This window comes from Pseudomonas sp. CNPSo 3701 (assembly GCF_028674975.1).
In the GTDB taxonomy this organism is placed as follows: Bacteria; Pseudomonadota; Gammaproteobacteria; order Pseudomonadales; family Pseudomonadaceae; genus Aquipseudomonas; species Aquipseudomonas straminea.
This window is the reverse complement of sequence record NZ_JAQZSI010000002.1, coordinates 130790-143294: the sequence shown is the minus strand read 5'-3', so window position 1 is coordinate 143294 and position 12505 is coordinate 130790. Positions and strand designations below refer to the sequence as shown.

The 12505-nt window shown below is 62.0% G+C and carries 12 protein-coding genes; 10 read left to right on the top strand and 2 right to left on the bottom strand.

All coding sequences use genetic code 11. From position 1 onward, the window contains the following. Positions 1-35: 35 nt before the first annotated feature. Together PVA39_RS07470 and infA are read left to right on the top strand one after the other, a co-directional pair. Positions 36-743: an arginyltransferase gene (locus PVA39_RS07470; protein WP_274123542.1), complete on the top strand. Its 708-nt coding sequence runs from the start codon at positions 36-38 to the stop codon at positions 741-743. Between the two features lie 142 nt (positions 744-885). Then, a complete protein-coding gene (gene infA / locus PVA39_RS07465; protein WP_002553999.1) occupies positions 886-1104 on the top strand; it encodes a translation initiation factor IF-1 in 219 nt (72 codons plus the stop codon). Between the two features lie 122 nt (positions 1105-1226). Here infA and clpA read toward each other — a convergent pair whose 3' ends face one another. Next, entirely contained in the window at positions 1227-3497 is a 2271-nt protein-coding gene (gene clpA / locus PVA39_RS07460; protein WP_093504753.1) for an ATP-dependent Clp protease ATP-binding subunit ClpA, read from the bottom strand. A gap of 29 nt (positions 3498-3526) precedes the next feature. Beyond that, entirely contained in the window at positions 3527-3889 is a 363-nt protein-coding gene (clpS, locus tag PVA39_RS07455) for an ATP-dependent Clp protease adapter ClpS (RefSeq protein WP_075930296.1), read from the bottom strand. 221 nt (positions 3890-4110) lie between these two features. On the opposite strand from clpS, the gene cspD reads away from it, so the two are divergent. The 8 genes from cspD to PVA39_RS07415 all read left to right on the top strand — a co-directional run bounded on the left by cspD (position 4111) and on the right by PVA39_RS07415 (position 12478). Next, positions 4111-4377, top strand: a complete 267-nt coding sequence (gene cspD, locus PVA39_RS07450; RefSeq protein ID WP_147175787.1) for a cold shock domain-containing protein CspD — start codon at positions 4111-4113, stop codon at positions 4375-4377. Between the two features lie 375 nt (positions 4378-4752). Further along, positions 4753-6981 (top strand): NADP-dependent isocitrate dehydrogenase, encoded by a 2229-nt coding sequence (locus PVA39_RS07445; RefSeq protein ID WP_274123541.1) that lies wholly within the window; start codon positions 4753-4755, stop codon positions 6979-6981. A gap of 80 nt (positions 6982-7061) precedes the next feature. Then, a complete protein-coding gene (locus tag PVA39_RS07440) occupies positions 7062-7508 on the top strand; it encodes an NUDIX hydrolase (RefSeq protein WP_274123540.1) in 447 nt (148 codons plus the stop codon). Positions 7509-7591: 83 nt separating this feature from the next. Beyond that, positions 7592-8707, top strand: coding sequence for a tRNA 2-thiouridine(34) synthase MnmA (gene mnmA / locus PVA39_RS07435; RefSeq protein WP_274123539.1), 1116 nt, complete (start codon positions 7592-7594; stop codon positions 8705-8707). Further along, positions 8704-9324 (top strand): high frequency lysogenization protein HflD, encoded by a 621-nt coding sequence (gene hflD, locus PVA39_RS07430; protein ID WP_075930300.1) that lies wholly within the window; start codon positions 8704-8706, stop codon positions 9322-9324. The genes mnmA and hflD overlap by 4 nt, the downstream gene beginning before the upstream one ends. Positions 9325-9442: 118 nt before the next feature. Further along, positions 9443-10813: an adenylosuccinate lyase gene (gene purB, locus PVA39_RS07425; protein ID WP_274123538.1), complete on the top strand. Its 1371-nt coding sequence runs from the start codon at positions 9443-9445 to the stop codon at positions 10811-10813. Between the two features lie 80 nt (positions 10814-10893). Continuing rightward, positions 10894-12063: a ribosomal protein uL16 3-hydroxylase gene (locus tag PVA39_RS07420; protein ID WP_274123537.1), complete on the top strand. Its 1170-nt coding sequence runs from the start codon at positions 10894-10896 to the stop codon at positions 12061-12063. Then, entirely contained in the window at positions 12056-12478 is a 423-nt protein-coding gene (locus PVA39_RS07415; RefSeq protein WP_013791415.1) for a GNAT family N-acetyltransferase, read from the top strand. The genes PVA39_RS07420 and PVA39_RS07415 overlap by 8 nt, the downstream gene beginning before the upstream one ends. The last annotated feature ends 27 nt before the right edge of the window (positions 12479-12505 follow it).

Here is a 12505-nt window from a genome sequence, read left to right as displayed (position 1 = left end):
ATACACTGATTCCAGGCCATTCCCGGGAGTCGATCATGACTGAGCTGGCTCGCCTGAAGTTCTACGCCACGCAACCCCATCCCTGCAGCTACCTGCTCGAGGAACAGGCCACCACGCTGTTTCTCGACCCCAGCCAGCCGATGGACGCGGACATGTATGCCGAGCTCTCCGAGCTGGGTTTCCGGCGTAGCGGCGATCATCTCTATCGCCCGCATTGTCAGCGCTGCACGGCCTGCGTGCCGGCGCGGATTCCGGCTGCCCGCTTTGCCCCCAATCGGCAGCAGCGGCGTATTCTCAAGCGTAATGAGTCGCTTGAGGTTCGCGCGGTAAGGCCTTGTTTCAGCGAAGAATATTATCAGCTCTATGCGCGCTACATCGAGCAGCGCCATGCCGACGGCGACATGTATCCACCCAGCCGCGAGCAGTTCTCCACGTTCCTGGTGCGCGACCTGGCTTTCTCCTGTTTCTTCGAGTTTCGCGAACAGGGCCGGCTGCTCGCCATCGCCGTGACCGACGTATTGCCCAATGGCCTGTCGGCGGTCTACACCTTCTACGAACCGGACGAAGAACGCCGCAGCCTGGGTCGCTACGCCATTCTCTGGCAAATCGGCGAAGCGCTGCGCCTGGATCTGCAGGCCGTATATCTTGGCTACTGGATCAAGAACTGCAGGAAGATGAACTACAAGACCCAGTACCGCCCCATCGAGCTCTTCGTCAATCAGCGCTGGGTCGCCCTGACCTGAAATCGACGATTTTCCTGGCCTTTCGCTGCTGAAACAGAGGCAGCCCCTTGGCGTCAACCCTTGTTTTCAGGCACAATGCTTGCCGCTTTTGCCTGGGGCCAGTTGCGCCGGGCCATTCTCTGGATACCGAGGGCTTTACTGCATGTCGAAAGAAGACAGCTTCGAAATGGAAGGCACTGTCGTCGACACCCTGCCCAACACCATGTTTCGCGTGGAGTTGGAAAACGGGCACGTCGTTACCGCGCACATCTCCGGAAAGATGCGCAAGAATTACATCCGCATTCTGACTGGTGACAAGGTTCGCGTAGAGCTGACCCCGTACGACCTGAGCAAAGGTCGCATCACCTATCGCGCTCGCTAACAGGGCAAGAGCACGATTCACTGCTCTGCTCCAGCGATCAATAAAAAGCCCGGCAGAGATGCCGGGCTTTTTATTGATCGCTTGCTTTGTAAAACGGGGCGCGATGAACGCCCCGCCAACCCTCATGCCATTTCCGCAGTGGTCTCGAAATCGAACGTCAGTTCGCCGTTTTCGAGATTCACGTGCACCGTGCCGCCATGCTCGGAAAGCTCCCCGAAGAGGATCTCCTCGGCCAGCGGACGCTTGATGCGATCCTGAATCAGGCGAGCCATCGGGCGTGCACCCATCTGCACGTCGTAACCCTGCTCGGCCAGCCAGTCACGCGCCGCATCGCTGACCTCGAGCATGACGCGCTTGTCCTCGAGCTGCGCCTGCAGCTCGATGAGGAACTTGTCGACGATACTCTTGATCGTGTCGTGGCTGAGACGGCCGAACTGGATGATGGTGTCCAGGCGGTTGCGGAACTCCGGCGTGAAGCTCTTCTTGATCACTTCCATGGCGTCGGACGAGTGATCCTGATAGCTGAAACCGATCGACGCACGGGATGCGGTTTCCGCGCCGGCGTTGGTGGTCATGATCAGGATTACGTTGCGGAAGTCCGCCTTGCGCCCGTTGTTGTCGGTCAGCGTGCCGTGGTCCATGACCTGCAGCAGCAGGTTGAAGACTTCCGGGTGCGCCTTCTCGATTTCATCGAGCAGCAGTACGCAATGGGGCTGTTTGGTGATCGCTTCGGTCAGCAGGCCGCCCTGGTCGAAACCGACGTAGCCGGGTGGCGCGCCGATCAGGCGCGACACGGTGTGCCGCTCCATGTACTCGGACATATCGAAGCGCACCAGCTCCACGCCCAGGGCCTTGGACAGCTGGCGAGCCGCCTCGGTCTTGCCGACGCCGGTGGGCCCGGCGAACAGGAACGAGCCGACTGGCTTGTCCGGCGCCTTGAGACCAGCCCGCGACAGCTTGATGGCGGTGGCCAGCGAATCGATGGCGGCGTCCTGGCCGAACACGGTCAGCTTGAGATCGCGCTCCAGGTTGCGCAGCAGCTCCTTGTCGGAGCTCGAGACGTGCTTTGGCGGAATGCGCGCGATCTTGGCCACGATGTCCTCGACCTGCGGCACGTCGATGCGCTTGACGCGCTTCTCCTGCGGCTGCAGGCGCTGAAAGGCCCCTGCTTCGTCGATCACGTCGATGGCCTTGTCGGGCATGTGGCGATCATTGATGTAGCGAGAGGCCAGCTCCGCAGCTGCGCGCAGTGCTTCGTCGCTGTACTCGATGTCGTGATGCTGCTCGAAGCGCCCCTTGAGGCCCTTGAGGATGCCGATGGTGTCCTCCACCGACGGCTCGACCACGTCGACCTTCTGGAAGCGCCGCGCCAGGGCGCGATCCTTCTCGAAGATGCCACGAAATTCCTGGAAGGTCGTCGAGCCGATGCAGCGAATCTCGCCGGACGACAACGCCGGCTTGAGCAGGTTCGAGGCATCCATCACGCCGCCCGACGCCGCACCGGCACCGATGATGGTGTGAATCTCGTCGATGAACAGGATGGCCTGCGGGCGCTTGCGCAGCTCGGTTAGCAGCGCCTTGAGGCGCTTCTCGAAATCACCGCGGTACTTGGTGCCGGCCAGGAGCGCGCCGAGATCCAGGGAGTAGACCACGCTGTCAGCCAGCAGGTCCGGCACCTGGTTGTCGACGATGCGCTTGGCCAAGCCTTCGGCGATGGCGGTCTTGCCGACACCGGCCTCGCCGACCAGCAGCGGGTTGTTCTTGCGGCGGCGGGCGAGAATCTGCGCAACGCGCTCGACTTCATGCTCGCGACCGACCAGCGGGTCGATGCGGCCCTGGCGAGCCAGCTCGTTGAGGTTGCTGGCGTAGGCGTCCAACGGATTGCCCGAGGAAGACGACTCGCCGCCCTCTTCATCCTGCATTTCCGGGTCGGCTTCGGGCGACGCGCCCTGGCCAGGCACCTTGGAGATGCCGTGGGCGATGAAATTGACCACGTCGATACGGGCCACGCTCTGCTGCTTGAGCAGGAACACGGCCTGGCTCTCCTGCTCGCTGAAGATCGCGACCAGCACGTTGGCGCCGGTGACTTCGCGCTTGCCGGAGCTCTGCACGTGGAATACCGCGCGCTGCAGCACGCGCTGGAAGCCCAGGGTCGGCTGGGTTTCGCGCTCTTCGTCGTGCTGAGGGATCAGCGGCGTGGTGGAGTCGATGAATTCCTGCAGGTCACTGCGCAGCTTGTCCAGGCTGGCACCGCAGGCGCGCAGCACGCTGGCTGCAGCTTCGTTGTCCAGAAGAGCCAGCAGGAGGTGCTCCACGGTCATGAATTCATGACGCTTTGCGCGTGCCTCCTTGAAGGCCAGGTTGAGGGTGACTTCGAGCTCTCGATTTAACATAGCTTCACCTCATGCCCAAGTGGCCGGCGTTAACCGTCCTTCTCGATTTCACAGAGTAATGGATGCTGGCTTTCCCGCGCATATTGATTGACCTGCGTGGCCTTGGTTTCAGCGATATCTCGGGTATAGAGCCCACAGACGGCGCGACCTTCGGTATGCACGGTCAACATGATCCTGGTTGCCACCTCGCGATTGAGGTTGAAGAAGGTCTCGAGTATTTCGACCACGAAATCCATGGGGGTGTAGTCATCATTGAACAAGACCACCTTATAGAGTGGAGGCGCCTGCAATGCCGGCTTGGATTCCTCGACGGCCAGGCCTGAAGAGTCGTCCTCATGCGGTGCGGGTCGATCCTGATTGAATGTTAGTCGAATCTGGCTACTTGCATGCATGCTGGATAAAAGGTTCGTGGGGGTGGATGGAGCGGGCCGCAAAAATAAGACCCGTTTATCGTCGTTTCGTGCGATGCCTTGACTATCCGTCAAAGGGTGTTACAACCAAAGGATACCCCTACGGGGCGAAAGGGCTTGCGTTCGCCGGGCGATGCCCGCGGGCGCTGGATCTAATGTGGATGATACCCCAGCAGTGGGGTTCCTTGCAGAGGGATATCGGCATGCTAAGTGGTAAGGTCAAGTGGTTCAACAACGCCAAGGGCTACGGATTCATCCTGGCCGACGGCCGAGATGAGGACCTGTTCGCCCATTACTCGGCCATCCAGATGGATGGATACAAAACCCTGAAGGCCGGTCAGGCCGTCAGCTTCGATATCATCCAGGGCCCCAAAGGTCTACATGCCGTTAACATCAGTGCCGCCCAGGCCAGCCAGGACAAACCAACCCCGGCAGCCAGCCCAGCACGCGCCACAGCGGTCGGCGCCTGATTCTCGCTGCTTGACACAACCGGCCCATGTGGCCGGTTTTTTATAGGCGCGGCAAAAATAGTACAGCCTTCAAGTTCGTTGCCGAGCGCCAAGACCAACCTCTTCACCACGGCCATGAGCAACTTGATGCGACGGTTTGATATACTCGGGCGCTGACTGAGTAGTCATAAGGGCGCCTTTGCCTGGAGTACGGCTTCCAGCACCAGTCGCGCGTGCCCTGTCAGGCGATCCAGATACCGCCATCAGGCAGCTGCGACACCCAACATCATCGGGATGGAACTTCGAATTCACCTCATTGATGCCGCGCTGTGGTCAGAAGCCACCTCACCCGGATCAGTGCCGTGCAAGTTCAGTAAAGAGAGAGTTAAATCAAATATGACCACACGCTCGAAGATCATTTACACCCTCACCGACGAAGCCCCAGCGCTCGCGACCTACTCCCTGCTCCCCATCGTCAAAGCCTTCACCGCCTCCTCCGATATCGCCGTCGAGACCCGCGACATTTCGCTGGCCGGCCGTATCCTGGCGCTGTTCCCCGAGTTTCTGACCGATGCTCAGAAACAGGGTGATCACCTCGCCGAGCTGGGCGCCCTGGCCACCACGCCAGAAGCCAACATCATCAAGCTGCCGAACATCAGCGCCTCGGTGCCGCAGCTCAAGGCCGCCATCAAGGAACTGCAGAGCCAGGGTTACGCCCTGCCCGACTACCCGGACGCCGACGACAGCGAGCAGGCGCGCGACATCCGTAGCCGCTACGACAAGGTCAAGGGCAGCGCCGTGAACCCGGTCCTGCGTGAAGGCAACTCCGACCGCCGCGCACCGCTGTCGGTTAAGAATTATGCCCGCAAGCACCCGCACAAGATGGGCGCCTGGACTGCCGACTCCAAATCCCATGTCGCGCACATGGAAAGCGGCGACTTTTACGGCAGCGAGAAAGCGGCCCTGATCGACGCCAAAGGCAGCGTGAAGATCGAACTGGTCGGCGCTGATGGCAGCACCACCGTGCTGAAAGAAAAAACCAGCGTGCTGGCTGACGAAGTCCTGGATTGCTCGGTGCTGAGCAAGAAGGCCCTGCGCAGCTTCATCGCCGCTCAGATCGAAGACGCCAAGAAGCAAGGCGTGCTGTTCTCGGTGCACCTGAAAGCCACCATGATGAAGGTCTCCGACCCGATCATCTTCGGCCAGATCGTCGCCGAGTTCTACAAGTCGGCCCTGGAGAAGCACGCTGCTGCCCTGCAGGAAGCCGGCTTCAACCTGAATAACGGCATTGGCGATCTGTACGCCAGCATCAAGAAGCTGCCGGCCGACAAGCAGGCCGAGATCGAAGCCGACATCAACGCCGTCTACGCCGATCGTCCGGCACTGGCGATGGTCAACTCCGACAAGGGCATCACCAACCTGCACGTGCCGAGCGACGTGATCGTCGACGCCTCGATGCCGGCGATGATTCGCGACTCGGGCCGTATGTGGAACACCGCGGGTGAGCTGCAGGATGCCAAGGCCGTGATCCCGGATCGCTGCTACGCCGGTATCTACCAGGCCGTGATCGAAGACTGCAAGGCCAATGGCGCCTTCAACCCGACCACCATGGGCAGCGTGCCGAACGTTGGCCTGATGGCGCAGAAAGCCGAAGAGTACGGCTCCCACGACAAGACCTTCCAGATCCAGGCCGCCGGCGTGGTTCGCGTCAGCGATGCCAACGGCAAGGTGCTGATGGAGCAGAAGGTCGAGGAAGGCGACATCTTCCGCATGTGCCAGACCAAGGACGCGCCGATCCAGGACTGGGTCAAGCTGGCCGTCAACCGCGCCCGCCTGAGCAACACCCCGGCGGTGTTCTGGCTGGACCCGGCGCGTGCCCACGACGCCGAAATGATCAAGAAGGTCGAGAAGTACCTGAAGGATCACGACACCAGCGACCTGGACATCCGCATTCTCGCACCGGTCGAAGCCATCAAGTTCTCCCTGGCCCGTATCCGCGAAGGCAAGGACACCATCTCGGTGACCGGCAACGTGCTGCGCGACTACCTGACCGACCTGTTCCCGATCATGGAGCTGGGCACCAGCGCCAAGATGCTGTCGATCGTGCCGCTGATGAACGGCGGCGGTCTGTTCGAAACCGGCGCTGGCGGTTCGGCGCCCAAGCACGTGCAACAGCTCGTCGAAGAGAACTTCCTGCGCTGGGATTCCCTGGGTGAGTTCCTCGCTCTGGCTGCTTCCCTGGAGCACCTGGGCAACACCTACGACAACCCGAAAGCACTGGTGCTGAGCAAGACTCTGGACCAGGCCACCGGCCAGTTCCTCGACAACGACAAGTCGCCGGCACGCAAGGTTGGCGGCATCGACAACCGTGGCAGCCACTTCTACCTGGCGCTGTACTGGGCCCAAGCCCTGGCAGCCCAGAGCGAAGACGCCGCCCTGCAGGCGCAGTTCGCACCGCTGGCCAAGACCCTGACCGACAACGAAGCCAAGATCGTCGCCGAGCTGGGCGCGGTACAGGGCAAGTCGGCAGAAATCGGTGGCTACTACGCACCGGACAAGGCGCTGACCGAAAAAGTCATGCGTCCGAGCGCGACCCTCAACGCTGCACTGGCCTCCCTGGCCTGAGCAACGCGCTGATATAGCGACACCGACAACCCCGGCCTTGCGCCGGGGTTGTCGTTTTCACAATTCGAAAAGGAGTCCGCATGACCTGGCACGCACACGTCACCGTCGCCACCATCGTCGAATACGAGGGGCGCTTTCTGTTCGTCGAGGAGCTCAAGGGTGGGCGCCTGGTGCTCAATCAGCCGGCCGGCCACCTGGAGCCGAAGGAGAGCCTGCAGCAAGCAGCCATGCGTGAAACGCTCGAGGAGACCGGCTGCGACGTCGAGCTGACCGGCGTCACCGGCATCTACCTGTACACCGCACCGAGCAACGGCGTGACCTATCAACGCATCTGCTTCGTCGCCAACCTAGTTCGGCACCATGCCGAGCGTGCGCTGGACAGCGACATCAGTGGCATCCGCTGGCTCACGTATGACGAACTGCTGGCCGAGCGCGACCGCCTGCGCAGCGAGCTGGTGTTGCGCTGCCTGGATGACTACCTGGCGGGCGCCCGCTTCCCCCTCGCCCTCATCCATGACCCCATGTGAAAACCGGACTTGCGCGGCAGACTGAAACGCACCGCGCATCCTGTTAGAATCTCGTCCCTTCGAAGCCCGTATTGATCCCGACCATGCAAGATCCAGCTACCCAGCGCGTCATCGTCGGCATGTCCGGCGGTGTCGACTCCTCCGTCTCGGCCCTGCTCCTGCTCGAAGCCGGCTATCAGGTCGAAGGCCTGTTCATGAAGAACTGGGACGAAGACGACGGCACCGAATACTGCACCGCCATGGACGACCTGGCGGACGCCCAGGCCGTGTGCGACCGCATCGGCATCAAGCTGCACACCGCCAACTTCGCCGCCGAGTACTGGGACAACGTGTTCGAGCACTTCCTGGCCGAATACAAGGCCGGGCGCACGCCCAACCCGGACATCCTCTGCAACCGTGAAATCAAGTTCAAGGCGTTCCTCGACTACGCCCTGATGCTCGGTGCTGACCTGATCGCCACCGGCCATTACGTGCGCCGCCGTGATGTCGATGGGCGCAGCGAGCTGCTCAAGGGCCTGGACGCCAACAAGGACCAGAGTTACTTCCTGCACGCCGTTGGCGGCGAGCAGATCGCCAAGACCCTGTTCCCGGTCGGCGAGCTGGAGAAGCCCGAAGTGCGGGCGATTGCCGAGAAGTACGAGCTGGCCACCGCCAAGAAGAAGGATTCCACCGGTATCTGCTTCATCGGTGAGCGCCGTTTCAGCGACTTCCTCAAGCAGTACCTGCCGGCGCAGCCGGGCAACATCGAAACCACCGAGGGTGACGTGATCGGCAAACATCACGGCCTGATGTACCATACCATCGGCCAGCGCCAGGGGCTGGGCATCGGCGGCCTCAGGGATGCCGGCGACGAGCCCTGGTACGTGCTGCACAAGGACCTGACCCGCAACGTGCTGATCGTCGGCCAGGGCAACGAACATCCCTGGCTGTTTTCCCGCGCCCTGCATGCCTCGCAGATCTACTGGGTCAACCCGGTAAACCTCGACGTGCCGCGCAAGCTGACCGCCAAGGTGCGTTACCGCCAGGCTGACCAGGCCTGCACCCTGGAACGCACCGCCGATGGCTACCGCGCCACGTTCGAGCAACCCCAGCGTGCGGTCACGCCGGGCCAGTCCGTGGTGTTCTATGACGGCGACGTCTGCCTCGGCGGCGGCGTGATCGAGAGCGCCGAACCCTGGAGCGAGGGCGCACCGCGATGAATCCCATTCAAGAACAGCTGATCGCCCTGGGCGCGGTTTTTCAGGCCGCGGTGATGGTCGACAAGATCGCCAAGACCGGCCAGGCCGCCGAAAGCGAAGTGACCTGCCTGATCAACAGCCTGCTGGTGCGCGATGCCAACGGCACGCTGGACGTGTACGGCGGTGATGACCTGAATTTGCGCGACGGTTACCGCGCCCTGGTCAGCGCCCTGGAGCGCGACCCCACCAGCCTGCAGCGCGAGCCGCTGCGCTACGCCCTCGCCTTGCTGGGCCTGGAGCGGCAGCTCGACAAACGCGGCGACCTGCTGCAACTGATGGGCAATCGTCTGGACCAGATCCAGAGCCAGGCCGACCATTTCGGCATTGGCCACGAGAACGTCATTTCCTCCTGTGGCGCGCTGTACCAGGACACCATCAGCACCTTCAAGCAGCGCATTCAGGTGCAGGGCGACAGCCGCTTCCTGCAGCAACCGGCCAATGCCTCGAAGATTCGCGGCCTGCTGCTCGCCGGAATTCGCTCGGCGCGCCTGTGGCGCCAATTGGGTGGGCATCGCTGGCAGCTGGTGTTCAGCCGCCGCAAATTGCTGCGAGAACTCTACCCGATGCTGCGCGGCTGATCCGCCGCGCCCCCATGCATTTCATCCGTCGATTCGCCGGGCGGCAGCGCTGATAGGCGCCCGGATTCGTGTATGATATGCGCCCTTTTCAACGCCCGACTGTCCGAGAACGCCTCCCATGCAGCTTTCCTCGCTCACCGCGGTTTCGCCCGTAGACGGCCGCTATGCCGGCAAAACCAGCGCCCTGCGCCCCATTTTCAGCGAATACGGCCTGATCCGTTTCCGCGTCCAAGTGGAAGTCCGCTGGTTGCAGCGCCTCGCCGCCCATGAGGGCATCAGCGAAGTGGCGCCTTTCTCCGCCGAAGCCAACGCCCTGCTCAACGAGCTGGCGGAAAACTTCGCCGTCGAGCACGCCGAACGCGTCAAGGAAATCGAGCGCACCACCAACCACGACGTCAAGGCCGTGGAATACCTGCTCAAGGAACAGGCTGCCAAGCTGCCGGAGCTGGACAAGGTCAGCGAGTTCATCCACTTCGCCTGCACCAGCGAGGACATCAACAACCTGTCCCACGCCCTGATGCTGCGCGAAGGCCGTGACACCGTGCTGCTGCCGCTGATGCGCCAGATCGCTGCCGCCATCCGCGAGCTGGCTGTCAAGTTCGCCGACGTGCCGATGCTGTCGCGCACCCACGGCCAACCGGCATCGCCAACTACCCTGGGCAAGGAGCTGGCCAACGTCGTCTACCGCCTCGAGCGGCAGATCAACCAGATCGCTGCCGTGCCGCTGCTGGGCAAGATCAACGGCGCCGTGGGCAACTACAACGCTCACCTGTCGGCCTACCCACAGGTCGACTGGGAAGCCAACGCCCGCCAATTCATCGAAGGTGACCTGGGCCTGCAGTGGAACCCCTACACCACGCAGATCGAGCCCCACGACTACATTGCCGAACTGTTCGATGCCATCGCGCGTTTCAACACCATTCTCATCGACTTCGATCGCGATATCTGGGGCTACATTTCCCTCGGCTATTTCAAGCAGAAGACCGTCGCTGGCGAGATCGGCTCGTCGACCATGCCGCACAAGGTCAACCCGATCGACTTCGAGAACTCCGAAGGCAACCTCGGTATAGCCAATGCGCTGTTCCAGCACCTGGCCAGCAAGCTGCCGATCTCGCGCTGGCAGCGTGACCTGACAGACTCCACCGTACTGCGCAACCTCGGTGTGGGATTCGCTCACAGCGTGATCGCCTACGAAGCAAGTCTCAAGGGAATCAGCAAGTTGGAGCTCAATACTCAACGTATTGCTGAAGACCTGAATGCCTGCTGGGAAGTGCTCGCCGAGCCGGTCCAGACCGTCATGCGTCGCTACGCCATCGAGAACCCCTACGAGAAGCTCAAGGAGCTGACGCGCGGCAAGGGCATCACACCCGAGGCGCTGCTGGCCTTCATCGATGCGCTGGACATGCCCGCTCCTGCCAAGGAAGAGCTCAAGCAGCTCACCCCGGCCAATTACATCGGCAACGCAATCGCTCAGGCCAAGCGCATCTAAGCGACGGGCACGTCCGAGAACGCCCGGCAGACGCCGGGCGTTTCTTTTTATACGCACCGATAAATATCAAGGACTTACAAATGAATCCTGATGCTCCTCTTCAGCTATTGGGTGGCCTGAGCGCACGCGAATTCCTGCGCGATTACTGGCAGAAGAAACCCTTGCTGGTGCGCCAGGCCATTGCCGACTTCGAGAGCCCGATTTCTCCCGATGAGCTGGCTGGGCTGGCCCTCGAGGAAGAGGTCGAGTCGCGTCTGGTGCTCGAACACGGCGAAACGCCGTGGGAAGTTCGCCGCGGCCCGTTCGCCGAGGACGCCTTCGCCGATCTGCCGGAGCGTGACTGGACCCTGCTGGTGCAGGCCGTCGACCAGTTCGTGCCCGATGTTGCCGAGCTGCTGGAACAGTTCAAGTTCCTGCCCAAGTGGCGGATCGACGACGTGATGATCAGCTTCGCCACGCCAGGTGGCGGCGTTGGCCCGCACTTCGACAACTACGACGTATTCCTGCTGCAGGCCCATGGCCGCCGCCGCTGGCAGATCGGCCAGATGTGCGACGCCCAGAGCCCGCTGTTGCCGGATCTGGACATGAAGATCCTGGCTCAATTCGATCAAACTGAAGAATGGGTGCTCGAGCCCGGCGATATGCTCTATCTGCCGCCGCTCCTGGCCCACTGTGGCACCGCCGAGGACGATTGCATGACTTATTCCGTGGGTTTCCGCGCACCCAGCGCGGCCGAAGTTCTGACCCATTTCACTGACTTCCTTGGCCAGTTCCTGCCGGACGAAACGCGCTACAGCGACGCCGGCACCGCGCCGACCAGCGACCCGCACGAGATCCAGCGTGACGCCCTCGAACGCCTCAAGGCGCTGCTCGCCGAACACATGAGCGACGAGCGCCTGCTGATGACCTGGTTCGGCCAGTTCATGACCGAGCCCAAGTACCCGGAGCTGGTCGAAGGCATCGAGATCGATGAGGACAGCTTCCTCGATCAGCTCGAGGACGGGGCCATTCTGGTTCGCAACCCGAGCGCGCGTCTGGCCTGGTCGGAAGTCGGCGATGGCCTGGTGCTGTTCGCCAGCGGGCAGAGCCGCCTGGTCTCCGCCAGCCTGCGCGAATTGCTGAAGATGATCTGCTCGGCCGACGCCCTGCATCTGGAAAACCTCGGCCCATGGCTGGGCAACGACGAGGCCCGCGAGCTGGTGCTCGAACTGGCCAAGCAAGGAAGCCTGGAGTTTGCTGCCGATGAATGACCTGCACGTACGCATCGCCGACTGGCACAAGGATTACGAAGAGCTGCATCGCATCCGCGAAACCGTCTTCGTCGCTGAACAGGCCGTGCCGCCTGAACTGGAATGGGACGCCGAAGACAGTGATGCCGTGCATTTTCTCGCCTGCGAAGGTGACTACCCGATCGGTACGGCGCGCCTGCTCGCCGACGGCCAGATTGGCCGGGTAGCAGTACTCAAGGACTGGCGCGGCCTGAAGGTAGGCGAAGCCCTGCTGCAGGCGGTGATCGCCGAAGCGGAAAAACGTGGCCTGAGCCAGCAAATGCTCAGTGCCCAGGTGCAGGCGACGCCGTTCTATGAAAAGCTGGGCTTCACTGTAGTGAGTGAGGAGTACCTGGAAGCCGGTATCCCTCACGTCGACATGGTGCGCAGCAGCTAATCTCAGCCGTGGCACACCGGTGCCACA